Genomic DNA, 26,669 nt, shown 5'->3' with positions numbered 1-26,669 from the left:
ACATGGGCCAATGGCTCGACAGCCTGACCGGCTGGCTAAGCGCCAACCCCCAGTGGCTTGGTCTGGCGATTTTCCTGATCGCCTGCATTGAATGCCTGGCCATCGCCGGCATCATCGTGCCAGGCACCGTGCTGCTGTTCGCCGTCGCAGTACTGGCCGGCAGCGGCGCATTCACCCTGGGCGAAACCTTGCTGCTGGGCTTTCTAGGTGGCCTGCTGGGCGACGCCTTGTCATACACGGTGGGCAAGTACTTCCACCAGAACATCCGCCGCCTGCCCCTGCTGCGTCACCACCCGGAATGGATCGGCAGCGCCGAAAGCTACTTCCAGCGCTACGGCATTGCCAGCCTGCTGGTAGGCCGCTTCATCGGTCCGCTGCGGCCCATGCTGCCCATGGTCGCCGGCATGTTCGACATGCCACTGCCGCGCTTCATCGCCGTCAGCCTGGTGGCGGGCGCCGGCTGGTCGGTCGCGTATTTACTGCCCGGCTGGGCCACCGGTGCTGCCATGCGCCTGCCTCTGCCAGAAGGCTTCTGGCTGGATGCCGGGATCATCGCCGGTACCCTGGCGGTGCTGATCGGCCTGAGCCTGAACAGTAGCCTGCGTGACCAGCGCCACGGTACTCGGCTGGTGGCCGCCCTCAGTTTCATCGCCCTGGCCGGCGTGTTCCTCGGCTGGCCCTACCTGCATGAGTTCGACCAAGGGGTGATGACACTGGTGCAGGAACATCGCAGCCAGGCCATCGATGGCATTGTGGTCCTGGTGACGCGGCTGGGCGACTTCCGCACCCAACTGTTCCTCGGCGGCCTGCTGACCGGCCTGCTGCTGCTTGCCCGTCAGTGGCGGCATGCGTTTTTCGCCGCCGGCGCACTGATGGGCACGGCGATCGCCAACGGCACCCTGAAATGGCTGTTTGCCCGGGCCCGGCCGGAAGTGTTGACCGACCCGCTGACCAGCTACAGCATGCCCAGCGGGCACAGTTCGGCGTCGTTCGCGTTCTTTCTGGTGATGGCAGTGCTGGCCGGGCGCGGACAGCCGCCACGGATGCGCCTGACCTGGGTGATGCTGGGTTGTATTCCGGCGCTGGCGATTGCCCTGTCACGGGTTTACCTGGGGGCGCACTGGCCGACCGACATCCTGGCTGGGGCCTTGCTGGCATGTTGCGTGTGCGCGCTTAGCCTGACCCTGGTACAGCGCCAGCAGACGCTACCGGCCCTGCCGCTGCGGGTGTGGTGGCTGGTGTTGCCGGCGTGCCTGGCCTTGCTGGCGTTCTTTGCCATGCATGCACTGCCACAGGCTTTGCTCAGGTACCAATATTGAGGTCGCCAGTGCCTGCCCCTTCGGGGAGTACCCGCGAAGGGGCAGGCACAAGCAAAACAGAACCATCAGGCGAATAGCTCACCCTGAATCCGCTCCAGCAGCTTTTGGATCTCCCCCAACCGTAGCTGCGGCGAATCGATTGCCAGCAGATCCAGCTTGTCCTCTTCCATGAACGGCAGCAGGTACGCCAGCTGATTGGCCAACGCCTGGCGCCCATCCACCGGGCGCGGCATGTCCAGCGCCTCGACCATGGGGTGCTCGCCCAACGCCACCAACAGCGCCATCAGGTCGTCATCGGCCTCGAGCAACGGGCTGTCCACTTGCTCCGGCAGCCATTGCACCTGCCCCACCAGCAACTGGTCCTTCTGCACTTCGGTGCTTCCCAGATTGAAGCGTCGCACGCCCTCGACACGGATACCCAGCAAGCCGTTGTCCTGCTGCACGAAGTCGCGAATGACGGCCTCGCAGCCGATCGAGGCCACCACTGGCGGAGCCTTGCCGACCTGCTCCCCTTCAAGGATGCACACCACACCAAAACCTTCGCCCTGCTTCATGCAGCGCCCGATCATGTCCAGGTAGCGCGCCTCGAAAATCTGCAAATCGAGAAAGCAGCCGGGAAACAACACGGTATTGAGCGGAAACAGCGGTAGCGTCATCACAACTCCTCAAGCCACCAGGCTGACTGCCAGCGGCAGGAACACCGCCGTGGCCACGCCCATCAGGCTCATCGCCAGCGCGGCAAAGGCGCCGCATTCGTCACTTTCCTGCAGGGCCACCGAAGTGCCCACCGCGTGTGCAGTCACCCCCAGCGACATGCCGCGCGCCTCGGGGCTGTGCACGCCAAAGCGGCTTAGCAGGGCCGGGCCGAAGATGGCCCCGATTACCCCGGTAATCAGCACGAACACCGCTGCCAGGGCCGCCACACCGCCAATTTGCTCGGCGACCAGCATGGCGATCGGCGAGGTGACCGACTTTGGCGCCATGGTCATCAGGATCATGTGCTCGGCACCGAACCACCAGCCCAGCACCAGGCAACAGAGCGTGGCGAACAGGCCTCCGACTACCAGCGTAGTAAATGTCGGCCAGAACAGCTGGCGGATACGCCGTAGGTTGAGATAGAGCGGTACAGCCAAGGCCACGGTGGCGGGCCCCAGCAGGATGTTCATGATTTCGGTGCTCTTGCGGTATTCCCTGTAATCGATGCCACACAACAGCAGCACACCGATCACCAGCAACATCGATACCAGTACAGGTTGCAGGAAGATCCAGCGGGTTTTCTCGTAGGCTGCCAGCACCACCTGGTAGGCCCCAAGGGTGATGCCGATGCCGAACAACGGGTGATGCACGACCGCATCGAGTGCACCTTGCCAGTCGAGCATCATGGCTGCTCCTCACGCTTGCCCTGGCGATGGATGAGCTTTTGCATCAGCACACCGACGAACACCAGGGTCATCAGACAAGAAATCAGCAAGGCCCCGGCAATCGCCCAGAAGTCGGCGGCAATGTCCTTGGCATACACCATCACCCCCACTGCCGGCGGCACCAGCAACAGCGGCAAGTAGCGCAACAGGCTACTGGCGGCCTCGTTCAGCGGCTTGCCCACCTCGCCGCGAGCCATGAGGAAGAACAGCAGCAACAAAAGGCCGATGATCGGCCCAGGCAAGAACGGCACAAACAGGTGATTGATCGCCGTCCCCAAAAGCTGGAACAGCACCAGCCAGGTCAAACCACGCAACAGCATAAGCATCTCCCTCGGGCATGGCCGCCATTATAAGCACGCGCGGCTATAGACCGATATTCGCCGAAAAGCAGGCAACTTGACTGAAACGGTTCGCCGTGCTGATCTTGCACTTTCGTACCAACTGACAACCCGGAGAGTCCGCGATGCCCTATGTACCGGTTACAGAGCTTTCGCAGTACGTTGGTAAGGAACTGGGCCGCTCTGCCTGGCTGAAGATCGACCAGCAGCGCATCAACCTGTTCGCCGAGGCGACTGGCGACTTCCAGTTCATCCATGTCGACCCTGAAAAAGCGGCGAAAACCCCGTTTGGCGGCACGATCGCCCACGGGTTCCTGACCTTGTCACTGATTCCCAAACTGATCGAGGACATCCTGGTCCTGCCACAAGGGCTGAAGATGGTGGTGAACTACGGGCTGGACAGCGTGCGCTTCATCCAGCCGGTCAAGGTAGACAGCCAGGTTCGGCTGAAGGTGGACCTGGCCGAGGTGGTGGAGAAGAAGCCGGGGCAGTGGCTGCTCAAGGCGATTGCCACGCTGGAGATCGACGGCGAAGAAAAGCCTGCTTATATAGCGGAGTCGCTCTCGCTCTGCTTCGTCTAGGCCGCACGGTACTTGTGGGGGCGGGCTCACCCGCGAAGCATCCGCTGCGTGGCATGGCACCGGCGTTGCCGGTGTTCGCGGCTAAAGCCGCTCCCACAGGGTGTGCGCCCGGCCTCCTCTACAAACCCTGCGCACTCGCGTAAACTGCCAGCCTTCGCGCAGCCAAGGGCTGCCCCTGTCGATTTACCAAAGGTGCCCGCCATGCCCTGGCTGCAAGTACGCCTGGCCATCAGCCCGGAACAAGCCGAAACCTACGAAGACGCCCTGCTTGAAGTAGGCGCCGTCTCGGTCACGTTCATGGATGCCGAAGATCAACCGATCTTCGAACCCGACCTCAACACCACACCGCTGTGGTCGCACACCCACCTGCTGGCCCTGTTCGAGGCCGATGCCGACCCAGAGCAGGTGTTCGCCCACCTGCGCTTGCTGACTGGCGCCGAGCTGCCCGAACACCAAGCCGAGGTGATCGAGGACCAGGACTGGGAACGCAGCTGGATGGACAACTTCCAGCCGATGCGCTTCGGCCGCCGTCTGTGGATCGTGCCTAGCTGGCACGAAGCCCCGGAAAAAGATGCCGTCAACCTGTTGCTCGACCCAGGCCTGGCCTTCGGTACCGGCACCCACCCCACCACGGCTCTGTGCCTGGAATGGCTCGACGGCCAGCAACTCGACGGCACCCAGGTGCTGGACTTTGGCTGCGGCTCGGGCATCCTCGCCATCGCCGCACTGCTGCTGGGCGCCCGTGAAGCGGTAGGCACCGACATCGACGTGCAGGCCATCGAGGCTTCGCGCGACAATGCCCAGCGCAACGGCGTTGCCGATGAGAAGCTGGCACTGTACCTGCCCGAGCACATGCCAGCGATGCAGGCCGACGTACTGGTCGCCAACATCCTCGCCGGCCCACTGGTGTCGCTGGCACCGCAGTTGTCCGGCCTGGTTCGCCCAGGTGGCCTGCTGGCGCTGTCGGGTATCCTTGCCGAGCAGGGCGAGGAAGTAGCCGCCGCCTACGCCGCCGACTTTGATCTGGACCCTATCGTCGTGCGCGACGGCTGGGTGCGCATCAGTGGTCGGCGCCGCTAAGCGGGCCTAGAATACTTTTCTGCACAGCTCCCGGATTGCCGCATGACCGACAGTTTCGTCACCCAGTGCCCGCATTGCCAGACCAGCTTTCGCGTCACCCACCACCAGCTGAGCGTGGCCCGTGGCGTGGTGCGCTGCGGTCACTGCCTGCAGGTGTTCAACGCCGCCAAGCAGTTGCTGGAGCAGAACCGTGCCGGTACCGCCAGCGCGGCCGCGGCTGCGGCACCTGCGCCGGCACCTGCCGCGCCTGCCGAGCCGCTGATCGAGCCTGCCAGTACCCCTGAGCCTGCCGTCGAAGTACGCAGCAGTACCCTTGACCAGGACTGGGCGCTTACCGCCCAGGCGCTGGACGAGCTTGACCTCGACAAGGAACTGGAACGCCTGGAGCGTCGCGGCCAAACCGCCCCGACACGCCCGGCCAGCCAGGATGACGGGCTGCAGGCACGGCGCGACGAACTGCACCTGGACGAGCACGCAGACGACCTGTTCGGCACGGCCACCGATGAGCCCTTCGAGCAGCAGCACCCGGCAGAGCCCGCCCCAGTATTGCTGCAGCCGGAACCCCTTGAGCTGGACCTGGGCCCTGCACCCGGCGAGCGCACCGAGCCGACCCTGGGCAGCAACCTTGACCTGGACATCGAAGACGAGCCGCCCGCGCACCGCGCGGCCGAAACCGATGAACAGCCCGCATTCGGCGAACCGCTGCGCGCCAGCGATGACGAAACCCCGGAAAGAGGCCTGAGTGCCCGTGACGATGAGCCGCTGGCGCTGCACCTGTCGGCGCGCGACGACGAACCCGTCGAGGTACTGCCCGGGGAGCGCCTGGAACCGGGCCTTACCGGCAAAGCCGAACGCCCCTCGCGCAAGGAGCCACTGGTCGACGTGGTCGACGATCCGCTGCAATTGGGCTGGGAAAAGCCCGCGCCTAACTGGGGCAAGCGCCTGCTGTGGGGTTTTCTGACCCTGCTGGCCGCCGGCCTGCTGGCGTTTCAGTACGTGTGGTTCCACTTCGACGAAATGGCCCGCCAGGACCAGTATCGGCCGATCTTCCAGCAAATCTGCCCGATGGTCGGCTGCCAGGTACCCACCCGCGTCGACATTGCCCGTATCAAGAGCAGCAACCTGGTGGTGCGTAGCCACCCGGACTTCAAGGGCGCATTGATCGTCGACGCGATCATCTACAACCGCGCACCCTTCGCCCAGCCGTTCCCGCTGCTGGAGCTGCGCTTCGCCGACCTCAATGGCCAGCTGATCGCCAGCCGTCGCTTCAAGCCCAGCGAGTACCTGTCCGGCGAACTGGCAGGGCGTGGCGAAATGCCCAGCCAGACGCCAATCCACATCGCCCTGGACATCCTCGACCCGGGGCCGAAGGCCGTGAATTACAGCCTGAGCTTCCGTTCGCCGGAATGAAGGGCCGGCTTGCCGGGGGCTGCAACGCAGTAACAAGCCCCCGCGCTTACCAAATGTCATAAGCCGACAACTGTTCAGATTTTATCCAAATCCATCTTTATCCGGTCACCGAGAGCGGGTATCATGCCAACCCTTTTTCGAACTCCAAGATTCGGCCCCACAACAGGGATCACCTATGTCGGCGGTACGCATCGGCCAATACACACTACGTAACAACCTGATCCTCGCGCCCATGGCCGGGGTCACGGACCAGCCTTTCCGTACACTTTGCCAGCGCCTGGGCGCCGGCATGGTGGTGTCGGAAATGGTCAGCAGCGACATGAGCCTGTGGAACAGCCGCAAGTCGAGCCTGCGCCGCATCCATGAAGGCGATCCCGAGCCACGCTCGGTGCAGATCGCCGGCGGTGATGCGCAGATGATGGCGGCGGCGGCGAAGGCCAACGTCGAAGCGGGTGCCCAGATCATCGATATCAACATGGGCTGCCCGGCAAAAAAAGTCTGCAACAAAGCTGCAGGCTCTGCTTTATTGAGAGATGAAGCCTTGGTCAGTGAGATCCTCCATGCCGTGGTCGGCGCTGTGGACGTTCCGGTGACCCTGAAGATCCGCACCGGCTGGGACCGGGCGAACAAGAACGGCCTGAACGTGGCGAAGATCGCTGAACAGGCCGGCATCCAGGCGCTGGCGGTGCATGGCCGCACACGCGCCGACCTGTACACCGGCGATGCCGAATACGACACCATCGCTGCCATCAAGCAGGCGGTGTCAATCCCGGTTTTTGCCAACGGCGATATCACTTCGCCAGAAAAGGCCCGAGCGGTGCTGGACGCCACCGGGGTCGATGGCCTGCTGATTGGCCGGGCTGCCCAGGGGCGGCCATGGATCTTTCGCGAGATCGAGCATTACCTGCGCACTGGCGAACATTTGCCAGCGCCGCAGCTGGACGAAGTGGAACGCATCCTGCTGGAGCACCTGGCCGCGCTGCATGCCTTCTATGGCGATGTGATGGGCGTTCGTATCGCCCGCAAGCACGTTGGCTGGTACCTGGCAACACGACCCGGCGGCAAGGAGTTTCGCTCCCGGTTCAACGCTTTGGAAGACACACAAGCGCAGTGCGCCAACGTTCGCGCGTTTTTCAGCGAACGTCGACAGAGCCTTGAGACAGAGGACGGACAAGGGGTGGCCGCATGACGATGATGACCGAGACATTTGTGAGTGGAACAACGCCCGTGAGCGACAACGCCAACCTGAAACAGCACCTCAACACGCCGAGCGAAGAGGGCCAGACCCTTCGCGACAGCGTCGAGAAGGCGCTGCACAACTACTTCGCCCACCTGGAAGGCGCGACCGTGACGGACGTGTACAACCTGGTGCTCTCCGAAGTCGAGGCGCCCCTGCTCGAAAGCGTGATGAACTACGTGAAGGGCAACCAGACCAAGGCCAGCGAGATGCTCGGGCTGAACCGAGGCACCCTGCGCAAGAAGCTCAAGCAGTACGACTTGTTGTAAGCCAGAATCCCATCCAGAAAAGGCGGCTCCCTGAACAGAGGCGCCTTTTTTGCTGACTCCACCGCGTTATTGGAACCCGAAATGACCGACCAGACTACCCGCCTGCCAGTCCGCCGCGCCCTGATCAGCGTCTCCGACAAGACCGGTATCCTCGAATTCGCCCGTGAGCTGCAGCAGCTCGGTGTCGAGATCCTGTCCACCGGCGGCACCTACAAGCTGCTCAAGGACAACGGCGTGAACGCGGTGGAAGTGGCCGACTACACCGGCTTCGCCGAAATGATGGATGGCCGGGTCAAGACCCTGCACCCGAAAATCCACGGCGGCATCCTCGGCCGTCGCGGTACCGACGACGCCATCATGAACGAGCACGGCATCAAGCCGATCGACCTGGTTGCGGTCAACCTGTACCCGTTCGAAGCCACCATTTCCAAGCCTGGCTGTGACCTGCCGACCGCCATCGAGAACATCGACATCGGCGGCCCGACCATGGTCCGCTCGGCAGCCAAGAACCACAAAGACGTCGCCATCGTGGTCAACGCCAGCGACTACGCCGGCATCGTCGAAGGCCTCAAGGTCGGCGGCCTGACCTACGCCCAGCGCTTCGACCTGATGCTCAAGGCGTTCGAACACACCGCCGCCTACGACGGCATGATCGCCAACTACATGGGCACCATCGACCAGGCCAAGGACACCCTCTCGACTGCCGATCGCAGCGAATTCCCGCGCACCTTCAACAGCCAGTTCGTCAAAGCCCAGGAAATGCGCTACGGCGAAAACCCGCACCAGAGCGCGGCGTTCTACGTCGAAGCCAAAAAAGGCGAAGCCAGCATTTCCACCGCCATCCAGCTGCAAGGCAAGGAACTGTCGTTCAACAACGTGGCCGACACCGACGCCGCGCTGGAGTGCGTGAAGAGCTTCGTCAAGCCAGCCTGTGTCATCGTCAAGCACGCCAACCCATGCGGCGTGGCCGTTGTGCCTGAAGAGGAAGGCGGCATCCGTAAGGCCTACGACCTGGCCTACGCCACCGACACCGAGTCGGCATTCGGCGGCATCATTGCCTTCAACCGCGAACTGGACGGCGAAACCGCCAAGGCCATCGTCGACCGTCAGTTCGTCGAAGTGATCATCGCCCCGAAAATTTCTCAGGCTGCCCGCGACGTGGTAGCGGCCAAGCAGAACGTACGCCTGCTGGAGTGCGGCGAGTGGCCAGCCGAGCGCGCTGCCGGCTGGGACTTCAAGCGCGTCAACGGTGGCCTGCTGGTGCAAAGCCGCGATATCGGCATGATCACTGCCGATGACCTGAAGATCGTCACCAAGCGTGCCCCGACCGAGCAAGAAATCCACGACCTGGTATTCGCCTGGAAAGTGGCCAAGTTCGTCAAGTCCAACGCCATCGTCTACGCCAAGCAGCGCCAGACCATCGGCGTCGGCGCTGGCCAGATGAGCCGCGTCAACTCCGCTCGCATCGCTGCAATCAAGGCCGAGCATGCTGGCCTGCAGGTGCAGGGCGCGGTCATGGCATCGGATGCGTTCTTCCCGTTCCGTGATGGCATCGACAATGCGGCTAAAGTGGGTATCAGCGCCGTGATCCAGCCAGGTGGCTCGATGCGTGATGCTGAAGTCATTGCCGCTGCCGACGAAGCCGGCATCGCCATGGTGTTCACCGGTATGCGCCACTTCCGCCACTAAATAGTTGTCGGGCCAATCCCGACCCTTGTGTCGCGATAGGGCCGCAGAGCGGCCCCAGCAAGTTCTGCTGCGAAGCTGAAACCCAGGGGCCGCTACGCGCCCCTTTCGCGACACAAGGCCGCTCCTACAGAAAGCGGGATCGGCGCCAAACAGAATTCGAGGTTTTGACATGAAAGTTTTGATCATCGGTAGCGGCGGCCGTGAGCACGCCCTGGCCTGGAAAGTCGCCCAGGACCCACGCGTCGAAAAAGTCTTTGTTGCCCCTGGCAACGCCGGCACCGCCATTGAAGCCAAGTGCGAGAACGTCGCCATCGACGTCTGCGCCCTGGAGCAACTGGCCGACTTCGCCGAGAAAAACGTCGACCTGACCATCGTCGGCCCGGAAGCGCCACTGGTCATCGGTGTGGTCGACCTGTTCCGCAGCCGTGGCCTGGACTGCTTCGGCCCAACCAAGGGCGCGGCCCAGCTGGAAGGTTCCAAGGCCTTTACCAAGGACTTCCTGGCGCGTCACAAGATCCCGACCGCCGACTACCAGAACTTCACCGAAATCGAACCGGCCCTGGCCTACCTGCAGGAAAAAGGCGCGCCGATCGTGATCAAGGCCGACGGCCTGGCCGCGGGCAAGGGCGTGATCGTCGCCATGACCCTGGACGAAGCCGAAGCCGCCGTGCGTGACATGCTGGCTGGCAACGCCTTCGGTGAAGCCGGTTCGCGTGTGGTGATCGAAGAGTTCCTCGACGGCGAGGAAGCCAGCTTCATCGTCATGGTCGACGGCCACAACGTGCTGCCCATGGCCACCAGCCAGGACCACAAGCGCGTCGGCGACCAGGACACCGGCCCGAACACCGGCGGCATGGGTGCCTACTCCCCTGCCCCGGTGGTTACTGCCGACGTGCACCAGCGCGTGATGGACCAGGTGATCTGGCCAACCGTGCGCGGCATGGCCGAGGAAGGCAACGTCTACACTGGCTTCCTCTATGCCGGCCTGATGATCGACAAAGCGGGCAACCCCAAGGTCATCGAGTTCAACTGCCGCTTCGGCGACCCAGAGACCCAGCCAGTCATGCTGCGCCTGGAGTCGAGTCTGGTGTTGTTGATCGAAGCTGCCTTCGCCAAAGCGCTGGACAAGGTCGAAGCACAGTGGGACCCGCGCCCGAGCCTGGGCGTGGTCCTGGCCGCTGGCGGTTACCCAGGTGACTATGCCAAGGGCGACGTGATCAACGGTCTGGACGCTGCCGCAAAGATCGAAGGCAAGGTGTTCCATGCTGGTACCGCGCTCAAGGATGGCCAGGTGACCACCAACGGTGGGCGCGTGCTGTGTGCCACCGCCATGGGCAGTACTGTCGCCGACGCGCAGCAGCAGGCTTATCGCCTGGCCAAGGAAGTCAGCTGGAACGGCAGTTTCTACCGTACCGACATCGGCTATCGGGCCATCGCCCGCGAGCGCGGTGAGCACCAGCAGTAAGAAACACCGGAATGCCGCAGCACTTTCAGGCTGTGGCATCCGGCTCGTCGACAGGGCCCGGCATGGGCCTTGCCTTCGACTTGGCGCGCCGCGCATAGTTAGTACCCGGCACATCGGCTAAGAAGGGATTTCGTAGTGCGTCGGCTTCGGATTGCCTCAGCTCTGATCGTCAGCTTGCTGACCCTGCTCTTCATGTTTCCGGCTGCGGCCGAACATGACGGAGGCTGGACCGTACTGCTTGACGAACAGGCCAACCTGCAACTGAGCGATGTGCGCTCCGAGCGCTACCGCAACCAGTTCAGCCCCCTGGTCCTCGCCGAGCTGGATGCTGCCCCAGCAGAACAGGCCCTGTGGCTGCACTATCGCCTGCAACCAGGCGACCAGGAACAACTGCTGCGGGTATTCGCCCCAGACCTGTCTGGCCTGGACCTCTACGCCCTGGAAGGCGACCAACTTCTGCGTCAGCTGCACCACGGGCGGCAGGCAGGCAATGCCAGCCCTACCCTGCGCGGCAGCGACCATGTACTGCCCCTGCCCAACAGCAAGCAGCCGCTGGACATCTACCTGCGCCTGGTTTCCGAGCACCAGCTGCGCCCGGCCATCAGCCTGGAGCCGGCGGCCGAGGCCGCGTCGGACCAACGCCAGCCGCTGCTGTTCGGCATGCTGTTCGGCGGCCTGGTGATGCTGATCATGCACAACCTGATCCGCTTCCTTTACAGCCGCTCCAGCACCACCCTGATCCTGGCGCTGTACCACGGCCTTATGCTGCTCAGCGGCCTGATCCTGCTGAACCTCAGCGGCCCCTGGTGGCATGTGTGGCACAGTGCACAAACGCCTGCTGCCTACCTGACGCTGGTCCTGGCTGGCCTGTCCGGGCTGTATTTCACCCAGCATTTCTTCTCGCCATGCAACTCGCCACGGCTTAACCGCTTGCTGCAGGGTGAAATGTTGATTGTCGGGGTCAGCGGCCTGGTGTTGCTGTTCGTCGATACGCTGCCCCTCAACCTGATGACCTACGCCCTGATGGCGCTGGGCAGTGTAAGCATGCTGCTGGTCAGCAGCTATCACTGGTACAAAGGCTATGCACCCGGTCGCCTGTTCAGCCTGGCCATGGTGGTGTTCAACCTCGGTGGCCTGGTGCTGCTGCCAGCCCTGCTGGGCCTGACCCGCACCTCGACGCCCTGGCTGTTGTGTATCCTGCTGGGCCTGACCGTGGTCAGCGGCCTGCTGCTCAACCTGGCCGTCAGTGAACGCCTGCGGCGCATGAGCGAGGAGCGTTTCAGCGCCAGCCGCGCGCTGGCCGCCAGCGACGCCGAAATCAATGCCAAGGCCGAGTTCCTGGCTAAGATCAGCCACGAAATCCGCACCCCCATGAACGGTGTGCTGGGCATGACCGAGCTGTTGCTGGGCACACCGCTGTCGGTCAAGCAGCGCGACTACGTGCAGACCATCCACAGCGCCGGCAACGAGTTGCTCACGCTGATCAACGAAATTCTCGATATTTCCAAACTGGAATCCCGGCAGATCGAGCTGGATGACGTGCAGTTCGATCTCAACGCGCTGATCGAGGATTGCCTGAACATCTTCCGCGCCAAGGCCGAGCAACAAAACATCGAACTGATCAGCTTCACCCAGCCGCAAGTACCACGGGTCATCAGCGGTGACCCGACGCGGCTGCGCCAGGCCTTGTCGAGCCTGCTGGAAAACGCCCTGAAAAACACCGACCAGGGTGAAATTCTGCTGGTGGTGGCACTGGATCAACGCGGCGAGCTGCCACGCCTGCGCATTGCCGTGCAGGACAGCGGCGAGCCGCTGCCCGCCGCCGACCGCGACGCTTTGCTGCAAGCCGAACTGCACAGCCACCACTTCCTGTCCAGCAACAAGCTGGGCGGGCATCTGGGCCTGGTCATCGCCAAGCAACTGATCGGCCTGATGCAGGGCGAGTTCGGCATCAAGAGCAGCACTGGCATGGGCAACACCCTGTGGCTGACCTTGCCGCTGGACCCTTCGCGCCTGGAACAGCCGCCCGCCGACCTCGACAGCCCGCTGCGCGATGCCCGCGTGCTGGTGGTGGACGACAACGACACCTGCCGCAAGGTACTGGTCCAGCAGTGCAGCGCCTGGGGCATGAACGTCAGCGCGGTGCCGTCTGGCAAGGAAGCCCTGGCCCTGCTGCGCACCAAGGCGCACCTGCGCGACTACTTCGACGCCGTACTGCTGGACCAGAACATGCCCGGCATGACCGGCATGCAACTGGCCGCCAAGATCAAGGAAGACCCAAGCCTGAACCACGACATCCTGGTGGTGATGCTCACCGGCATCAGCAATGCGCCGAGCAAGGTCATCGCGCGCAACGCTGGGGTCAAGCGGATCCTTGCCAAACCAGTGGCCGGCTACACGCTGAAGACCACCCTGGCCGAAGAACTGGCCCAGCGCGGCCGCGAGCAGGCAGTGCCTGCCAGCCTGCCTGGCATCCCGCAGGCGCTGGACCTGCCTGGCGACTTCCGCGTGCTGGTCGCCGAAGACAACAGCATTTCCACCAAGGTTATCCGCGGTATGCTCGGCAAACTCAACCTTGAACCCGACACTGCCTGCAATGGCGAAGAAGCCTTGCAGGCGATGAAAGCGCAGCACTATGACCTGGTGTTGATGGACTGCGAAATGCCGGTGCTGGACGGCTTCTCGGCCACCCAGCAGCTGCGGGCCTGGGAAACGGCCAACCAGCGCCAACGCACACCGGTGGTGGCGCTGACCGCGCACATTCTTGCCGAGCACAAGGAACGCGCGCGGCTGGCGGGCATGGACGGCCACATGGCCAAACCGGTGGAATTGTCGCAGTTACGCGAGCTGATCCAGTACTGGGCCAACCAGCGCGAAGCCAAGGCAGACCCGGCGCATACTTCCTAGGCTACGCTGTCGCACAGAGAACAGTATTCGAAAGCCCGATACGGCCCCTGCGGGAGCGCAAGCTTCAGATTGCCCAAGGAATAGTGCTCATGCTCCATGAGTTGTTCAGCGTCTACCTGAAAATGCTCGTGCTCTACAGCCCGTTCTTCGTGCTGTCGTGCTTCATCAGCCTGACCCGCGGCCACTCCAGCAAGGAGCGCAAGCAACTGGCCTGGAAGGTCGCCTTCGCAGCCTTGGTCGCCAGCGTGCTGCTGTACCTGTTCGGGCGGGTGATCTTCGGCATTTTCGGCATCACCGCCGACGCCTTCCGCATCGGGGCCGGTAGCGTGCTGTTCATTTCTGCCTTGGGTATGGCCCAGGGCAAGCCGGCGGTGCAGGCCGACAACGTGCAGCAGGATGTGACCATCGTGCCGCTGACCATTCCACTGACCGTCGGCCCTGGCACCATCGGCGCCTTGCTGGTCATGGGCGTGGGCCAGCCGCATTGGGATGACAAATTGCTGGCCATCGTCAGCATCGCGCTGGCCAGCTTTACCGTCGGCCTGGTGCTGTACTTGTCACACGGCATCGAACGCATCCTTGGCGACCAAGGGCTGCAGATCGTCAGCCGGCTGATGGGGTTGTTCGTCTGCGCCTTGGCTGCGCAAATCATCTTTACCGGCATCAAGGGCTACCTGGTGCCCTAAAGGGCGTAATCCAGAATGCGTTGCAAAGAGACCTGAACGACACGTTCCTGCACTTTTGGCAAAAAGCTGTGCTCGAACGCCAGCATGTTGAAACGTATCAACTCCGCACGCACATTCCGATGGCTGCGCCTATGGCTGATGAAGCCTGCACGGAAGGCCGAACGCACATCCGCTTCATGGTAAAGCACCATGTCCACCCGGTTGGCACCGGCCGGAGCGCAAGGCAGCAGCTGGAAATGCTGGCGTTCGTAGGCGCACCGCTCAAGCGACTGCAGCACCGACGGGTTGGCCAACAGCTTGCGCATGGAAATGCCGATCGCCGAGGCAAAGTGCTCGCCAGCCGTTGCCGCAATGGTTTCCAGCACCTGGTCGGCCTGACGGGCGCGCTGTCCATCCGGCCAATGAACCTGCTCGGCAGACACTGCATCCCAGCCCATATATTTGAGCTGGTTGCGGTAGTAGGCAAACCAGTCCTCGATCAACCCTTCTCGAAACGCCGTCTCGGTAGCACGTTCGGCCATTGCCAGGGCCAGTTTCACCTTGTTTTGCAAAGCGGCCGGAATACCTGGCAAGAACGAAACGATGCCTGCGCCGATCACGGCAGACGTGGCGTCACTCATGATGTGCTCCCGTTATCGGCGCATAAGGGTCAAACCGGTAAGCGCCTTGTGCATCCTTGGTTTTCATCAACGCCTGCAGTTCCTCGCGCTGGCGTTGAAACCGACTGTTATCCAATGCCAGGGAAACGCCGTTGAACTCTGCCTCTCCTTGAAGCACCTGTTCACTCAGCCAAGTGCCCAGCGGGATATTCGAAATCGACTTGCCGACCTGCATCGAGATGCTGCACAGATCCAGCACCGGCCCTGCCTTGAGCACGCCCAGCTCGATCACAAGCTTCGCCCCCTGCGTCTGCTCCTGCGTGCTGTACTTCAGCAAGTGGCCAAAACCTTCCAGTGATCGGCTCAAACCCGTTTTCACCGCTGCCAGCACGGCCTCGTGACGGATAGAGCGCATTCTCAGCCATGCCTCAAGTGGCTGCACCGGCGCGGTGCGCAAGGGTTGCCCCAAGTGCTTGAGGTCGTGGGTACTGGCCAGTTTGATCCAGCCAAGTTGGCGGTACGCATCCCTGTAGGCGGCGTACCAGCGCTCGTAGTCATCAAAGCGTGGTCCGGCACTCTTGTTGGCCAGCAACTGTGCGTAAAGAATCGAGTCGAACGCGGCCTGGCGTTGCTCCTCGGTAGCGCCTGTGGAATACAGCAATGCCGTTCCACCAATCAACATCAGCTGCTCAACTGAACTATTCATGGTCTTGTCTCATTGCAAACAAGCGAACAAGGCGGCGTTGGTGCAACGCCGCCGCGCTATCAGATGTCGTATTGGAGTACGTTCTCGACGCTGCGCACGCCGAGTTTGTTTTCCACGGTTTCGCGCACTTTGTCGTACACGAAGTTGTTGAGCGTGAGCACCGCGGTGCCGGCGTAGTAGTGGGTCTTGTCCAGCTTCCACTGGATGCCCAGCACGTCATCGTCCAGTGTCGGGGCAGATGCCTGGATGCAGCTCACGACCATGACCACATCGTTGTTCTCTGTTTCGATGCAGGCAGCCAGGCCAACCATGCCCCTGGATTTGTTCTTGCGTTTGTGGTCGAGCACCTTGGCGTCGTTTTCGACGGTGGTCATTTTATCGAAGGCCATCTTGGCCAGAGCACCTAGCTTGGTGCCCCCCAGCAGTGCGTTGCCAGCAACACCGATCGCCCGGACGGCAACGGCGCCTACGGTGACAGACAGCTCCGCCGACGTTTCCAGCTCGAAGGTGCGTCGAGGGATGGTAAAGCCAAGATCACGCATCACATCGATGAATTTGTCGTACCACTCCCGACTCTGCTTTTCGGCATCGAACGCTTTGTCGGCCACTAATGTGGCGAAGTGGAAGGCGTTCTTGACGTCGTGACGGCTTTTCGCAGACATACCTGCGCCGCAGGCCAGCAGGTTGCCTTCGACCAGGATGGCGGTGTTGTTGGTGGTGACTTGTGTTTCATCGGACATGTAGAAACTCCTTGATGGTTGCCCCTTGAGTCAGGGGCAATCACCTTATCCAGCCCGCTGGCGATTCAGCGCGCTGAAGAGTTTCCGACGCAACTAGTTGGTGGTGGGGTACCAACGCGGGGTGTAGGCCCATACCCCGCCCGACAGACGAGGGAATACGCAGGTTGTAGAGGAGCCGACCAACACCATGGTGCGCATATCGACCATTTCTGGCTGCAGCTCGGCCAAGGTGACTACCTTCAGCGTCTGCCCCGGCCTACCGATGTCACGACCAAGGACTACAGGCGTGCTCCCGTCGCGGTGCCGACGCACCACCTCCAGCGCCACCCCTAGCTGGTGCGGCCTGGCTTTGGAGATCGGGTTGTAGAACGCCAGCACCAGGTCGGCCTGAGCCGCCAGGTCCAGGCGCTTTTCGATGATCGACCAGGGCTTGAGGTTGTCCGACAGCGACATCACGCAGAAGTCATGCCCCAGCGGTGCTCCCGCCTGGGCGGCGGTTGCCAGCGAGGCCGACACCCCTGGCAGAATCTCAAGGTCCACGCGGTGCCAGGCGGGGTCGCTGGACTCATGCAACGCTTCAAGCACCGCAGCGGCCATGGCGAACACGCCCGGGTCACCCGACGAAACCACCACCACCGAACGGCCCTGGGCCGCCAGCTCGAAGGCATGCCGGGCGCGCTGCATCTCTTCACGGTTGTCGGTGCAGTGCAAGATCTGGTCATCACGGAACGGCCCGGCCATGCGCACGTAGGTTTCGTAGCCGAGCACATCCTCAGCCTGTGCCAGTTCGGCCTTGACCGCCGGCACCATCAATTGCGCCGCACCTGGACCAAGGCCGATAACCGCCAGACGACCGCGACGGCGGCCGATTTGTGCTACATCGACCGGCGCAGGCGCCACCGCGATGACTACATCCCCATGCGTTATCAACTCGGCATTGGGCAATGCCGCAGCAACCATGCTGGCCACGTCGCCTGGGTTGCTGGCAAAGCGCAAGGCGACACCCAAGGTCTGCGCAGCCTCGTGCAAGGCACTGTCGGCCATGGCGCGCTCGTCCGCCAGCACGCAGGCTACCGATGGCTCGGCGATGCCGGCCTGCTGCAATGCCGCACGCATGCTGTGCAGGTTGCCACCGGCAACACCCACGACCACCGAGCGCGGGTGGATCAGCAGTTCGTCGCGGTTGGCCGGGCGCACCTGATGCCCCACATGGATGGTGCGCTGCGCCGCTTCGCTGGCGGGCAACTGCACCTGCTGCAACCACGGGGCGTCACCCTCGATGCGCACCGACTCACCTGCCAGCAAATCGGAAACGAAACGCTTGCCTTGCTCGATGTCCGCCAGTGCGTAACCTTGCGGCGGGTTCAACAGGCAAGTGCCGAAGCGCAGCTCACCACTGGTGGTAATGGCGGCGGCAACGCCCAGCGCTTCTGCGATTTCGCGCGCCATCAGGTTGACCCCACCGAGGCCACCGAGCAACGGCACTACCGCGCTGCCATCCTCGGCCACGGCCAGTACCGGCGGCTCGCTGCCCTTCTCGCTAAGCACGCTGGCCAGGCTGCGAATGACGATACCGGCAGCACACAGGGCAATGATCGGCATGTCCTGCTGGTACAGCCCGCGCAGGGTATCGCCGAACGCGGTGTACGACTGGTCTGCCCCCTCGACACGCCCCTGCAGGCCATGGATTGTGGCCTGTGGGTAGCACTGCTGGATTCGCTGCGCGGTGGCCAGGCTACCCGGGCCAAGGATGACGATTGCCGGTGCCTTGTGCATGTTCAACCCTGCCATTTTTCCCCCGGCACGATGATCAGCGAGAAGTACGGCGACGACTGCGGGTCGACCTGGTCCAGCGGCACGATCTTCTGGTTGGCCATGGTCGCCCGCTCCACATACAGCGCACGCCCGTCCAGGCCCAGTTCGGCCAGCACTTCGCGCACCTTGGGGAAATTGCGCCCAAGCTTCATGATCACCGCTGCATCGGCATCGGCCAGGCGGCGCTTGAGCTCTTCGGCGGGCAACACACCAGACAATACCGACAGGCTCTGGTTGCGGTACACCAGCGGCGCGCCCAGTACCGAAGCACCACCAAGCATCGAGCAGACACCGGGGATCACTTCGGCCTCATAGCGCTGCGCCAGGCGGTCATGCAGGTACATGTAGGAGCCGTAGAAGAACGGGTCACCTTCGCAGATCACCGCCACGTCGCGGCCAGCATCCAGGTGCTCGGCCACTTGCACGCTGGCTTCGTCGTAGAAGTCGCTGATCACCTGCTCATAGGACAGCGGCGCCGGCAGGGCTTCGGTGGTTACCGGGTAGACCAGCGGCAGCAGGGTCTGCTCGGGCTGCAGGTGTGCTTCGATGATCCCAAAAGCGTTACCACGCTTGCCCTTGGCCACGAAGTAACCGACCACCGGCGCCTCGCGCAGCAGGCGCAAGGCCTTGAGGGTAATCAGTTCCGGGTCGCCAGGGCCCACGCCCAGGCCCAGCAGTCGTCCACGCGGCAGCATCATTCCACCTCCGTGGCCAGGGCGTTGACCGCGGCGGCAGCCATCGCGCTACCGCCCAGGCGGCCTTGCATGATCACGAACGGCACGCCGCGGCTGTCGGCGGCGAGCATGGCCTTGGACTCGGCAGCGCCGACGAAACCGACCGGAAAGCCGAGGATCAGCGCAGGCTTGGGTGCGCCAGCATCGAGCATTTCCAATAGGTAGAACAGGGCGGTGGGGGCGTTGCCGATCACCACCACGCTGCCTTCCAGGTACGGCCGCCACAGCTCCAGGGCCACGGCGGAACGGGTGTTGCCGGCGTCTTTGGCCAAGCCCGGCACGCTGGGGTCGCGCAGGGTGCAAATGACTTTGTTGTCTGCTGGCAGCCGGGCCCGGGTAATGCCTTCGGCCACCATGTGCGCATCGCACAGGATCGGCGCGCCGTTGAGCAGCGCCTCTCGCCCGGCCCGTCCGGCACCTTCGGAAAACTGCAGGCCATCGATGGCGTCGACCATGCCGCAGGCGTGGATCACGCGCACGGCGAGCTTTTCCAGGTCGGCGGGGATCCGCTCGAGCTTGGCTTCCTCTCGGATGATCCGAAAGGAATTGCGATAGATCTCCTGACCATCGCGGATGTAGTCAATCATCAAGGTGCTCCGTCGGCAGGTCGAGCATGGCGCCTGCTTCATTCAAGGTAAGGTCGGTGGCGCGCAGGGCACCGAAGCCCGGCTGGCGCGCATCACGCAGGTACAGGTCGTAACGGCCCGGCGAACGGGCCAGCAGCGTGGCCGGGGCAACATGGGCCACGGCGCAGGAACGAGGGCAACCGGACAGGTGCACGCTGGCGGGCACGCCAGGGCCCAGCAGCGCGGCCAAGGCAACGGCGTCGGCCTTGGTCTCGCCAAGGGCCTTGGCGCAGCCGCTGGCACCGGTGCAGGCGCTGATGCGCGCCAGGGGTTCGTGGTCATGGCACAGCAAACCCAGCGCAGACAGTTCGGCTTGGGCTTGGTCGATGTGTTGTGCTTGCAGGTTGGTCAGCACCAGGCTTTGCCAGGGGCTCAGACGCAGGCTGCCATCGCCCAGTTCGCGGGCAATGCGCGCGGCACCACGCAGCATGGCGGGGGTCAGGCGGCCTTGCGGCGGGGCCACGCCAAGGGCAACACCGTGCGTCTGGGGCAGCGTGCCCAACCACGAGGCGCGGTGCTCTTCACGGCGCCATCCGAGCACGGCGGCATCACGGCGGATATCCAGGCCCAGCCCGTCGACGAAATCAGTTGCCGAGTGCACTTCAAGCAACTGGCGCATGCGCGACTGCGTCGGGGTTGCCAGGTCGAGGAAGCGTTCCAGCACTGCGCGCACCAGCGCCAGGCCCTGCGCCAGCGGCACCGCGCCGAGCACTTTGCCGTCCGCCGGGCAGCCCGCCAAACCAAACGCCAGCCAGGTCTGCTGCAGCAGGCGTAGGGGCGATAGCCACAAGTCATGGGGGTGCTCAAGCATGGCCAGGCGTTCGCCAGCATCCAGTTGCACGGCGAACTTGGCCGACAACTGGTGAAAGCGCGGGGTGCCTTCCAGCAGGTCGAGGATCTGCCCGGCCAGCGGCCGCGCGTCCAGCAGCATGGCCGGGTCATGCCCGGCCAGCGGGCTGAGCATCAGGTTGCGCACATCGTCACCGGCCGCCTCGCGCGGGCCCAGGCCGGCTGCGAGCAGGGTCTCGACCAAAGCACGATGCTCGCTGCCAATGCCGCGGATCTGCAGGTTGCCACGGTTGGTGGCCTCGATCACACCACCGGCAAAACGCTCAGCTGCCGCCGCTACCGCTTCGGCCTGCTCGGCCAGCAGCAGGCCGCCAGGCAGCTTGATGCGGCAGATGCCGCCATCACGGGCACTGACGATGCGCCACAACCCCGGGCAGGCCGAGGGGCGAGACGAAACGTTGGGGGCATGGGCCTGCGTCAAAGGGGTATCCGGCAATCTGTGAAAATGCGCTTGAGTGTAGAAGGCGCGGTATTATGCCTGCTTTGTCCGGCGGCATGAAAAGCCGGTGGTCGAGCACCGTTCGAGTTTTAGCTGAAATGTTGGGGCTGCCATGCAGCTCCAACATATTGAAGAGGTACACATGGCACCCTGGCTGACAGTAGTAGGCATCGGCGAAGACGGCTTCAGTGGCCTGGGCAAACAGGCCCGGCGTGCGCTGTTGGGCGCTGCGCGGATCTTCGGCAGCCCACGCCAGCTGGCCCTGCTACCGCGCTGCGTGCCCGGCGAGCGGCTGGGCTGGCCAAGCCCGTTTTCGCTGGCCCCGGTGCTGGCCCTGCGTGGCGAGCCCGTGTGCGTACTGGCCAGCGGCGACCCGATGTTCTACGGCGTCGGTGCCAGCCTTGCACGCCAGGTACCCGCCGATGAAATGCGCGTACTGTCGATGCCCACCTCTTGCGCACTGGCCGCCGCCCGCCTGGGCTGGCCGCTGCAGGATGTGCAGGTGGTGTCTCTGGTAGCCCGCCCCCTGGCGGCGCTCAATGCTCACCTGCACAGCGGCATACGTTTGCTGGTGCTGAGCAACGACGGCGACAGCCCGGCGGCCATTGCCACGCTGCTGCGCGAGCGTGGCTACGGGCCAAGCCGCCTGCGTGTGTTCGAACACCTGGGAGGCCCGCACGAACGTGTGTTGGCCGGCACCGCCCAAGACTGGCCACACGCCGATATCGCAGCGCTCAACCTGGTGGCCATCGAATGCCTGGCCACGCCCGAAGCGCCGCGTCTGCACCGGCTGGCCGGGCTGCCGGACAGCGCCTTCCGGCATGACGGCCAACTGACCAAACGCGATGTTCGCGCCATCACCCTGGCGCGCCTGGCGCCGCAGCCCGGTGAACTGCTGTGGGACGTGGGCGCGGGCTGCGGCTCGATCGGCATCGAATGGATGCGCGCCCACCCGGCCTGCCGCGCGCTGGCCATCGAGGCCGACGAAGGCCGCCAAGGCTTCATCGAACATAACCGCGATGCATTGGGTGTACCCGGCCTGCAGCTGGTGCGCGGCAAGGCCCCAGCGGCACTGCAAGGCCTGGAACGCCCGGATGCGATCTTCATCGGCGGCGGCGTCACCCGCGAGGGTGTGCTCGACCTGTGCTGGGCCAGCCTGCGCCCCGGTGGCCGGCTGGTAGCCAACGCGGTAACCCTGCAAAGCGAACTGGCCCTGGCGTCTTTTCGCGAGCAGCACGGTGGTGAGCTGACCCGCATCCATGTCGCCCACGCCCAGCCCTTGGGTGCGTTCGACACCTGGCGCCAGGCGCTGCCGATCACCCTGCTGGATGTGGTGAAGCCCGCCGATGCGTGAAGAGACCCGCGAACAGCCCGCGCCCCTGCGCAGCGGCCTGACCACCGGCAGCTGCGCCACCGCCACCAGCCTGGCGGCCGCTCGCTTGCTGCTGAGCGGCGAAACCAGCGATGCCGTCAGCATTACCTTGCCCAAGGGCAAGGTGGTGCAGATGCGCCTGGAGTTCTGCCGATTAGCCGGCGAAAGCGCCGAAGCCGGCACACTCAAGGACGCTGGCGACGACCCGGACGTGACCCACGGCGCCCTGCTCTACAGCCAGGTGCGCTTGCTGGACGAGCCAAGCATCCGCTTTGTCGCCGGCAGCGGTGTCGGCACCGTGACCCGGCCGGGGCTGGTGCTTGCGGTGGGTGAGCCGGCCATCAACCCGGTGCCGCGCCGCATGATCAGCGAGCACCTGCAACGCCTGGCCGACGAATGCGGCTACTTCGGCGGCTTCGAGGTCACGGTCAACGTGCAGGGCGGCGAACAGCTGGCACTCAAGACCATGAACCCGCGCCTGGGCATCCTCGGCGGGCTGTCGATCCTCGGCACCAGCGGCATCGTGCGGCCGTTCTCCTGTGCGGCCTATATCGCCTCGATCCACCAAGGTATCGACGTGGCCCACACCAACGGCTACACGCATATCGCCGCCTGCACTGGCAACGCCAGCGAAGACACCATGCGCCGGGTCTACGGCCTGCCGGAAATCGCCCTGATCGAAATGGGCGACTTTGTCGGCGCGGTGCTCAAGCACCTGCGCAAGGTGCCGGTGCCGCGCCTGACCCTGTGTGGTGGTTTTGGCAAGATCAGCAAACTGGCCGCCGGGCACATGGACCTGCACAGCCGCCATTCCAGCATCGATCTGCCGCAACTGGCGGGCTGGGCCGCAGACATTGGTGCTGACGCAGCGCTGCAGGCCGCCATCATCGGCGCCAACACTAGCCAGCAAGCGCTCGCGCTGGCGCATGCGGCCGGCATTGCCCTCGGGGACGCGGTATGCGCCCACGCCCTGGCGTTCGCCCGCAGCGTGGTGCCGGCGCAGGTGCAAGTGGAAGTGTTCGCCATCGACCGCCAAGGCGGTATCGTTGGCCGGGCAGGTGTGCAATGACTGCGCGCATCCTGCTGCTGGGCGGTGTCACTGAAGCCCTGGCCATCGCTCGTCGCCTCGGCCCGCAGCATGTCTACAGCCTGGCCGGTATCGGCCGCGTACCGCAGGACCTGCAATGCCAGGTACGGGTCGGCGGCTTTGGCGGCGCCGAGGGGTTGGCCAACTACCTGCGCGAGGCGTGTATCACCCTACTGGTCGATGCCACCCACCCCTACGCTGCACAGATCAGCCGCAATGCTGCCAGCGCTGCGCGTAGCGCCGGCGTCACGTGCTGGGCCTTGCGCCGCCCGGCCTGGCAAGCGCAAGCGGGGGACGACTGGCGTGAGGTCGAGGACTGGGCGGGGCTGAGAGAGGCACTCAAGCCGTTCCGCAGGCCTCTGTTCACGCTAGGCCGCGAGCCGTTGCAACACCTGGGCGAGATTCCGCCGGAGCAGTTCTGGACTTTGCGGGCGCTGGAAGCCTGCCCAGGCAATGAGCGCTGCGAAGTGATCGGTGCACGCGGGCCGTTCCATATCGAGGATGAACGGGCATTGTTCCTGCGTCGCAGCATCGATGTGCTGATCAGCAAGAACAGCGGCAGCGTGGCGACCGAGCCAAAGCTGGAGGTAGCACGGGAGTTGGGCGTACCGGTGTTGGTACTGAAGCGGCCAGCTTTGCCGGATGTGGACCGAGCATTCGAATCACCCTCAGACCTGGCTGCAGCGCTCGACCTGTAATCTCAAACTACGTACGGCGGCGGTCCTACAACCATTTCGGATCTTTCTGGCAACTTGTCAAATGGCGCTGGATCACTGTCCTCCCTTAAACTCAACACCCCTCCCCCGCAAGGTTTCACCCATATGGAAATGCAATGGTGGATCTGGCTGGTCTTCGGCATCGCGCTGATCCTGCTCGAACTGGTCCTGCCGACGTTCTTCATCCTCTGGTTCGGCATCGGTGCCGTGTTGGTCTCGCTGATCTCGCTCGCTGCTCCCAGCCTGCAACTGGACATGCAGGTGCTGCTGTGGGTACTGCTGTCATCAGTCACCACGGCGCTCTGGTTCAAGCTGTTCCGACGCAAGCAGCCAGATGTGCGCTGGACCGCCGACAGCGTGATCGGCGAAGTGGGCCTGCTGACCGCTGGGGTGTCGGAGTTCCACAAAGGCCGTGTGCGTTTCCAGAAGCCGATTCTCGGCAACGAAGAATGGACCTGCATCGCTGACAGCGAAATCCCGGCCGGCGAACGGGTGCGCCTGACCGCCATCGAGGGGAACACCGCCCGCGTCGTCCGGGCCTGAATCCGCACAAAAAGGAATTAAAGCACCATGACCAGCCTCATCGTCGTCGGCGCCATCGCCCTGTTCGTCCTGATCACCGTGTTCAAAGGGGTGCGCATCGTGCCCCAAGGCGAGGAATGGATCGTCGAGCGCCTGGGCCGCTATCACAGCACGCTCAAACCGGGCCTGAACATTCTCATCCCGTACATGGACGTGGTCGCCTACCGCCTGCCGACCAAGGACATCATCCTCGATGTGCAACAGCAGGAAATCATCACCAGGGACAACGCCGTAATCGTCGCCAACGCCCTGTGCTTCGCCAAGGTGGTCGACCCGCAGAAAGCCTCGTATGGCGTGCAGAATTTCTCGTTCGCCGTCACCAGCCTGACGATGACCTCGCTGCGCGCCATCGTCGGCGCCATGGACCTGGACGAAGCGTTGTCCAGCCGCGAGCAGATCAAGGCCCGCCTGCGCGAGGCAATGTCCGAGCAGACCGAAGACTGGGGCGTTACCGTGCGTTCGGTGGAAATCCAGGACATCAAGCCTTCGGAAAACATGCAACTGGCCATGGAACGCCAGGCCGCCGCCGAGCGTGAGCGCAAGGCCGATGTAACCCGCGCCGAAGGTGCCAAGCAGGCAGCGATCCTTGAAGCCGAAGCACGCCTGCAGGCAGCCAGGCTGGATGCAGAGGCGCAGATCAGCCTGGCCGAGGCCTCGGCGCGGGCGATTTCGCTGGTCAAGGAAGCGGTGGGCAACGAGACCGTGCCGGCCATGTACCTGCTGGGCGAGCGCTATATCGGGGCCATGGAGAACCTGGCGGGCAGCAACAATGCCAAGGTGGTGGTGTTGCCGGCGGACCTGCAAGAGACCGTGCGCGGGTTGATGGGCCGTAACAAGGCTTGAGATTGTCGGGGGCGCTTTGCGCCCCATCGCGACACAAGGCCGCTCCTACAGGGACCGCTGCCCAACGGTACGCGGTCCTTGTGGGAGCGGCCTTGTGTCGCGATGGGCTGCGCAGCAGCCCCGTTACCCGACCACCTGCGTCACTTCACCGCACCCCGTCATTTTTACCTATACTCCGCCTTACAATACCCACCACGATTCCTGACCGGATCTCTCCATGCCCCCACGTCGGCACATTGCCTGGATAGCCTGCCTTGCAGTGCTGTTCAACCTGCTGGCCATGCCGCTGTCCTCTGCTGCGCCCAAGGGCCCGGCCGAGCAGCTGCTGTGGGGGGCTTTCTGTTCCAGCATGGCCAACAAGGCCAACGTCGATGTCCAGGCCCTGGCCAAGATCGACCTCGGCCCGCAAAGCGACGACAGCGCCAGCATGATGAATTGCTGGTGCTGCTCTGGCGCCGCGCCGCTGCTGGCCCTGCCCGGCTACCCGCCACAGTTGCACAACCCGCCGACACTGCTCGCCGGCCTGTTGCCGCCGCCTGCCAAGTACCAACCCACGCCGCGCCAACTCTGGCCTGCGCTAAACCCCCGTGCCTCTCCGCTGGCCTGAGTTCATCACGCTGTCTGCCTGAACCTGAACAGAAACGGAGATTCACCATGCTCAAGCACGCCCTCGTCATGGCCGCCCTGCTGCTGCCTGGCGCCTTTGCCAATGCCCACGAATACAGCGTGGGTGACCTGCACATTGCCCACCCCTGGTCGCTGCAGCTGCCACCCAACGCGCCCAACGTCGCCGCGTATTTCGTGGTGCACAACAATGGCCAGGCCGACGACCGCCTGCTCAGTGTCGACAGCCCCATCAGCGATGACGCGCAACTGCACGAACATGCCATGAGCGCCAGCGGCGCCATGAAGATGCAACAGGTGCCCAGCGTGGTGGTGCCTGCCGGCAAGGACCTGACCTTCGCCCCCAGCGCCTACCATGTGATGCTGATGCAGCCCAAGGACCGCAGCCTGCTCACGGATGGCAAACGCTTCCCGTTGACCCTGCATTTCGAAAAGGCCGGCGACATCACCGTCGAAGTGGCTGTGCAGAAGCAGGCGCCAGCGGACCAGCCGCAAGCCCACGAACACGCGCACTGACACCTGCTGACAGGCACTC

The 26,669-nt window shown here is 63.9% G+C and carries 27 protein-coding genes; 17 read left to right on the top strand and 10 right to left on the bottom strand.

All coding sequences use genetic code 11. From position 1 onward, the window contains the following. Positions 1-2 precede the first annotated feature (2 nt). Positions 3-1,319: a bifunctional DedA family/phosphatase PAP2 family protein gene (locus tag Q9451_RS02510; protein WP_012274382.1), complete on the top strand. Its 1,317-nt coding sequence runs from the start codon at positions 3-5 to the stop codon at positions 1,317-1,319. Positions 1,320-1,384: 65 nt separating this feature from the next. Here Q9451_RS02510 and Q9451_RS02505 read toward each other — a convergent pair whose 3' ends face one another. From Q9451_RS02505 to Q9451_RS02495, 3 genes are read right to left on the bottom strand one after another with little or no spacing between them, the layout of a single operon-like run. Beyond that, the gene (locus Q9451_RS02505; protein ID WP_012274383.1) at positions 1,385-1,975 is read right to left on the bottom strand and encodes an LON peptidase substrate-binding domain-containing protein; all 591 of its coding nucleotides are present in this window, start codon (positions 1,973-1,975) and stop codon (positions 1,385-1,387) included. A gap of 9 nt (positions 1,976-1,984) precedes the next feature. Further along, positions 1,985-2,701: an LrgB family protein gene (locus Q9451_RS02500; RefSeq protein ID WP_012274384.1), complete on the bottom strand. Its 717-nt coding sequence runs from the start codon at positions 2,699-2,701 to the stop codon at positions 1,985-1,987. Beyond that, positions 2,698-3,060 carry a CidA/LrgA family protein gene (locus tag Q9451_RS02495; protein WP_012274385.1) on the bottom strand — a complete coding sequence of 121 codons (363 nt, stop codon included), beginning with the start codon at positions 3,058-3,060 and terminating at the stop codon, positions 2,698-2,700. Before Q9451_RS02495 ends, Q9451_RS02500 begins: the two co-directional genes overlap by 4 nt. A 143-nt stretch (positions 3,061-3,203) precedes the next feature. On the opposite strand from Q9451_RS02495, the gene Q9451_RS02490 reads away from it, so the two are divergent. From Q9451_RS02490 to Q9451_RS02450, 9 genes are all read left to right on the top strand, one after another. After that, positions 3,204-3,659 (top strand): MaoC family dehydratase, encoded by a 456-nt coding sequence (locus Q9451_RS02490; RefSeq protein WP_012274386.1) that lies wholly within the window; start codon positions 3,204-3,206, stop codon positions 3,657-3,659. A 201-nt stretch (positions 3,660-3,860) separates the two neighbouring features. Then, positions 3,861-4,739: a 50S ribosomal protein L11 methyltransferase gene (gene prmA / locus Q9451_RS02485; protein WP_012274387.1), complete on the top strand. Its 879-nt coding sequence runs from the start codon at positions 3,861-3,863 to the stop codon at positions 4,737-4,739. A gap of 42 nt (positions 4,740-4,781) precedes the next feature. Further along, the gene (locus tag Q9451_RS02480) at positions 4,782-6,149 is read left to right on the top strand and encodes a DUF3426 domain-containing protein (RefSeq protein ID WP_012274388.1); all 1,368 of its coding nucleotides are present in this window, start codon (positions 4,782-4,784) and stop codon (positions 6,147-6,149) included. Between the two features lie 175 nt (positions 6,150-6,324). After that, a complete protein-coding gene (gene dusB, locus Q9451_RS02475; protein WP_012274389.1) occupies positions 6,325-7,338 on the top strand; it encodes a tRNA dihydrouridine synthase DusB in 1,014 nt (337 codons plus the stop codon). Beyond that, on the top strand, positions 7,335-7,655 hold the full coding sequence (gene fis, locus Q9451_RS02470; protein WP_012274390.1) for a DNA-binding transcriptional regulator Fis: 321 nt from the start codon (positions 7,335-7,337) through the stop codon (positions 7,653-7,655). The genes dusB and fis overlap by 4 nt, the downstream gene beginning before the upstream one ends. An 81-nt stretch (positions 7,656-7,736) precedes the next feature. After that, entirely contained in the window at positions 7,737-9,344 is a 1,608-nt protein-coding gene (gene purH / locus Q9451_RS02465; protein ID WP_012274391.1) for a bifunctional phosphoribosylaminoimidazolecarboxamide formyltransferase/IMP cyclohydrolase, read from the top strand. 169 nt (positions 9,345-9,513) lie between these two features. Next, complete coding sequence (gene purD, locus Q9451_RS02460) at positions 9,514-10,809, top strand: phosphoribosylamine--glycine ligase (protein ID WP_012274392.1); 1,296 nt, start codon at positions 9,514-9,516, stop codon at positions 10,807-10,809. 135 nt (positions 10,810-10,944) lie between these two features. Then, positions 10,945-13,716, top strand: coding sequence for a hybrid sensor histidine kinase/response regulator (locus Q9451_RS02455; RefSeq protein WP_012274393.1), 2,772 nt, complete (start codon positions 10,945-10,947; stop codon positions 13,714-13,716). A gap of 89 nt (positions 13,717-13,805) precedes the next feature. After that, entirely contained in the window at positions 13,806-14,402 is a 597-nt protein-coding gene (locus tag Q9451_RS02450; protein ID WP_012274394.1) for a MarC family protein, read from the top strand. Here Q9451_RS02450 and Q9451_RS02445 read toward each other — a convergent pair. From Q9451_RS02445 to cobG, 7 genes are all read right to left on the bottom strand, one after another. Beyond that, a complete protein-coding gene (locus Q9451_RS02445; protein WP_012274395.1) occupies positions 14,399-15,022 on the bottom strand; it encodes a hypothetical protein in 624 nt (207 codons plus the stop codon). The two genes, Q9451_RS02450 and Q9451_RS02445, sit on opposite strands and share 4 nt — an antisense overlap. Beyond that, positions 15,015-15,707 carry a hypothetical protein gene (locus Q9451_RS02440; RefSeq protein ID WP_012274396.1) on the bottom strand — a complete coding sequence of 231 codons (693 nt, stop codon included), beginning with the start codon at positions 15,705-15,707 and terminating at the stop codon, positions 15,015-15,017. The genes Q9451_RS02445 and Q9451_RS02440 overlap by 8 nt, the downstream gene beginning before the upstream one ends. A 59-nt stretch (positions 15,708-15,766) precedes the next feature. Further along, entirely contained in the window at positions 15,767-16,447 is a 681-nt protein-coding gene (locus Q9451_RS02435) for a hypothetical protein (RefSeq protein ID WP_012274397.1), read from the bottom strand. A gap of 93 nt (positions 16,448-16,540) precedes the next feature. Further along, positions 16,541-18,238, bottom strand: a complete 1,698-nt coding sequence (gene cobJ / locus Q9451_RS02430; protein ID WP_041166603.1) for a precorrin-3B C(17)-methyltransferase — start codon at positions 18,236-18,238, stop codon at positions 16,541-16,543. Then, positions 18,226-18,960, bottom strand: coding sequence for a precorrin-2 C(20)-methyltransferase (locus Q9451_RS02425; protein ID WP_171577229.1), 735 nt, complete (start codon positions 18,958-18,960; stop codon positions 18,226-18,228). Before Q9451_RS02425 ends, cobJ begins: the two co-directional genes overlap by 13 nt. Then, the gene (locus Q9451_RS02420; RefSeq protein WP_012274400.1) at positions 18,957-19,583 is read right to left on the bottom strand and encodes a precorrin-8X methylmutase; all 627 of its coding nucleotides are present in this window, start codon (positions 19,581-19,583) and stop codon (positions 18,957-18,959) included. Before Q9451_RS02420 ends, Q9451_RS02425 begins: the two co-directional genes overlap by 4 nt. Beyond that, positions 19,576-20,907, bottom strand: coding sequence for a precorrin-3B synthase (gene cobG, locus Q9451_RS02415; protein ID WP_012274401.1), 1,332 nt, complete (start codon positions 20,905-20,907; stop codon positions 19,576-19,578). Before cobG ends, Q9451_RS02420 begins: the two co-directional genes overlap by 8 nt. Before the next feature lie 145 nt (positions 20,908-21,052). On the opposite strand from cobG, the gene Q9451_RS02410 reads away from it, so the two are divergent. The 7 genes from Q9451_RS02410 to Q9451_RS02380 all read left to right on the top strand — a co-directional run bounded on the left by Q9451_RS02410 (position 21,053) and on the right by Q9451_RS02380 (position 26,650). Continuing rightward, positions 21,053-22,264, top strand: coding sequence for a bifunctional cobalt-precorrin-7 (C(5))-methyltransferase/cobalt-precorrin-6B (C(15))-methyltransferase (locus Q9451_RS02410; RefSeq protein WP_012274402.1), 1,212 nt, complete (start codon positions 21,053-21,055; stop codon positions 22,262-22,264). Beyond that, on the top strand, positions 22,257-23,351 hold the full coding sequence (locus Q9451_RS02405; RefSeq protein ID WP_012274403.1) for a cobalt-precorrin-5B (C(1))-methyltransferase: 1,095 nt from the start codon (positions 22,257-22,259) through the stop codon (positions 23,349-23,351). Before Q9451_RS02410 ends, Q9451_RS02405 begins: the two co-directional genes overlap by 8 nt. Then, positions 23,348-24,067 (top strand): cobalt-precorrin-6A reductase, encoded by a 720-nt coding sequence (locus Q9451_RS02400; RefSeq protein WP_012274404.1) that lies wholly within the window; start codon positions 23,348-23,350, stop codon positions 24,065-24,067. The genes Q9451_RS02405 and Q9451_RS02400 overlap by 4 nt, the downstream gene beginning before the upstream one ends. Before the next feature lie 123 nt (positions 24,068-24,190). Next, positions 24,191-24,628, top strand: a complete 438-nt coding sequence (locus Q9451_RS02395) for an NfeD family protein (RefSeq protein ID WP_012274405.1) — start codon at positions 24,191-24,193, stop codon at positions 24,626-24,628. 27 nt (positions 24,629-24,655) lie between these two features. Next, positions 24,656-25,510, top strand: a complete 855-nt coding sequence (locus tag Q9451_RS02390) for an SPFH domain-containing protein (protein ID WP_012274406.1) — start codon at positions 24,656-24,658, stop codon at positions 25,508-25,510. A gap of 217 nt (positions 25,511-25,727) precedes the next feature. After that, entirely contained in the window at positions 25,728-26,117 is a 390-nt protein-coding gene (locus tag Q9451_RS02385; RefSeq protein ID WP_012274407.1) for a DUF2946 domain-containing protein, read from the top strand. A 47-nt stretch (positions 26,118-26,164) separates the two neighbouring features. After that, positions 26,165-26,650 carry a copper chaperone PCu(A)C gene (locus Q9451_RS02380; protein ID WP_012274408.1) on the top strand — a complete coding sequence of 162 codons (486 nt, stop codon included), beginning with the start codon at positions 26,165-26,167 and terminating at the stop codon, positions 26,648-26,650. Positions 26,651-26,669 lie beyond the last annotated feature (19 nt).

The organism is Pseudomonas sp. NY8896 (assembly GCF_039634505.1).
The sequence above is the reverse complement of the archived record's forward strand: the minus strand, read 5'-3'. Positions and strand labels throughout refer to the sequence as shown.

Excerpts from the sequence above, each read along its gene's own strand:
- Q9451_RS02490 (WP_012274386.1), top strand. The coding sequence starts at position 3,204 with ATGCCCTATGTACCGGTTACAGAGCTTTCGCAGTACGTTGGTAAGGAA.
- Q9451_RS02385 (WP_012274407.1), top strand. The coding sequence starts at position 25,728 with ATGCCCCCACGTCGGCACATTGCCTGGATAGCCTGCCTTGCAGTGCTG.
- Q9451_RS02420 (WP_012274400.1), bottom strand. The coding sequence starts at position 19,583 with ATGATTGACTACATCCGCGATGGTCAGGAGATCTATCGCAATTCCTTT.
- prmA (WP_012274387.1), top strand. The coding sequence starts at position 3,861 with ATGCCCTGGCTGCAAGTACGCCTGGCCATCAGCCCGGAACAAGCCGAA.
- Q9451_RS02380 (WP_012274408.1), top strand. The coding sequence starts at position 26,165 with ATGCTCAAGCACGCCCTCGTCATGGCCGCCCTGCTGCTGCCTGGCGCC.
- purH (WP_012274391.1), top strand. The coding sequence starts at position 7,737 with ATGACCGACCAGACTACCCGCCTGCCAGTCCGCCGCGCCCTGATCAGC.
- Q9451_RS02440 (WP_012274396.1), bottom strand. The coding sequence starts at position 15,707 with ATGAATAGTTCAGTTGAGCAGCTGATGTTGATTGGTGGAACGGCATTG.
- Q9451_RS02445 (WP_012274395.1), bottom strand. The coding sequence starts at position 15,022 with ATGAGTGACGCCACGTCTGCCGTGATCGGCGCAGGCATCGTTTCGTTC.
- Q9451_RS02395 (WP_012274405.1), top strand. The coding sequence starts at position 24,191 with ATGGAAATGCAATGGTGGATCTGGCTGGTCTTCGGCATCGCGCTGATC.
- fis (WP_012274390.1), top strand. The coding sequence starts at position 7,335 with ATGACGATGATGACCGAGACATTTGTGAGTGGAACAACGCCCGTGAGC.
- Q9451_RS02500 (WP_012274384.1), bottom strand. The coding sequence starts at position 2,701 with ATGATGCTCGACTGGCAAGGTGCACTCGATGCGGTCGTGCATCACCCG.
- Q9451_RS02505 (WP_012274383.1), bottom strand. The coding sequence starts at position 1,975 with ATGACGCTACCGCTGTTTCCGCTCAATACCGTGTTGTTTCCCGGCTGC.
- Q9451_RS02400 (WP_012274404.1), top strand. The coding sequence starts at position 23,348 with ATGACTGCGCGCATCCTGCTGCTGGGCGGTGTCACTGAAGCCCTGGCC.
- Q9451_RS02390 (WP_012274406.1), top strand. The coding sequence starts at position 24,656 with ATGACCAGCCTCATCGTCGTCGGCGCCATCGCCCTGTTCGTCCTGATC.
- purD (WP_012274392.1), top strand. The coding sequence starts at position 9,514 with ATGAAAGTTTTGATCATCGGTAGCGGCGGCCGTGAGCACGCCCTGGCC.
- Q9451_RS02435 (WP_012274397.1), bottom strand. The coding sequence starts at position 16,447 with ATGTCCGATGAAACACAAGTCACCACCAACAACACCGCCATCCTGGTC.
- Q9451_RS02495 (WP_012274385.1), bottom strand. The coding sequence starts at position 3,060 with ATGCTGTTGCGTGGTTTGACCTGGCTGGTGCTGTTCCAGCTTTTGGGG.
- cobJ (WP_041166603.1), bottom strand. The coding sequence starts at position 18,238 with ATGGCAGGGTTGAACATGCACAAGGCACCGGCAATCGTCATCCTTGGC.
- dusB (WP_012274389.1), top strand. The coding sequence starts at position 6,325 with ATGTCGGCGGTACGCATCGGCCAATACACACTACGTAACAACCTGATC.
- Q9451_RS02405 (WP_012274403.1), top strand. The coding sequence starts at position 22,257 with ATGCGTGAAGAGACCCGCGAACAGCCCGCGCCCCTGCGCAGCGGCCTG.
- Q9451_RS02425 (WP_171577229.1), bottom strand. The coding sequence starts at position 18,960 with ATGATGCTGCCGCGTGGACGACTGCTGGGCCTGGGCGTGGGCCCTGGC.
- Q9451_RS02450 (WP_012274394.1), top strand. The coding sequence starts at position 13,806 with ATGCTCCATGAGTTGTTCAGCGTCTACCTGAAAATGCTCGTGCTCTAC.
- Q9451_RS02480 (WP_012274388.1), top strand. The coding sequence starts at position 4,782 with ATGACCGACAGTTTCGTCACCCAGTGCCCGCATTGCCAGACCAGCTTT.
- Q9451_RS02510 (WP_012274382.1), top strand. The coding sequence starts at position 3 with ATGGGCCAATGGCTCGACAGCCTGACCGGCTGGCTAAGCGCCAACCCC.
- Q9451_RS02410 (WP_012274402.1), top strand. The coding sequence starts at position 21,053 with ATGGCACCCTGGCTGACAGTAGTAGGCATCGGCGAAGACGGCTTCAGT.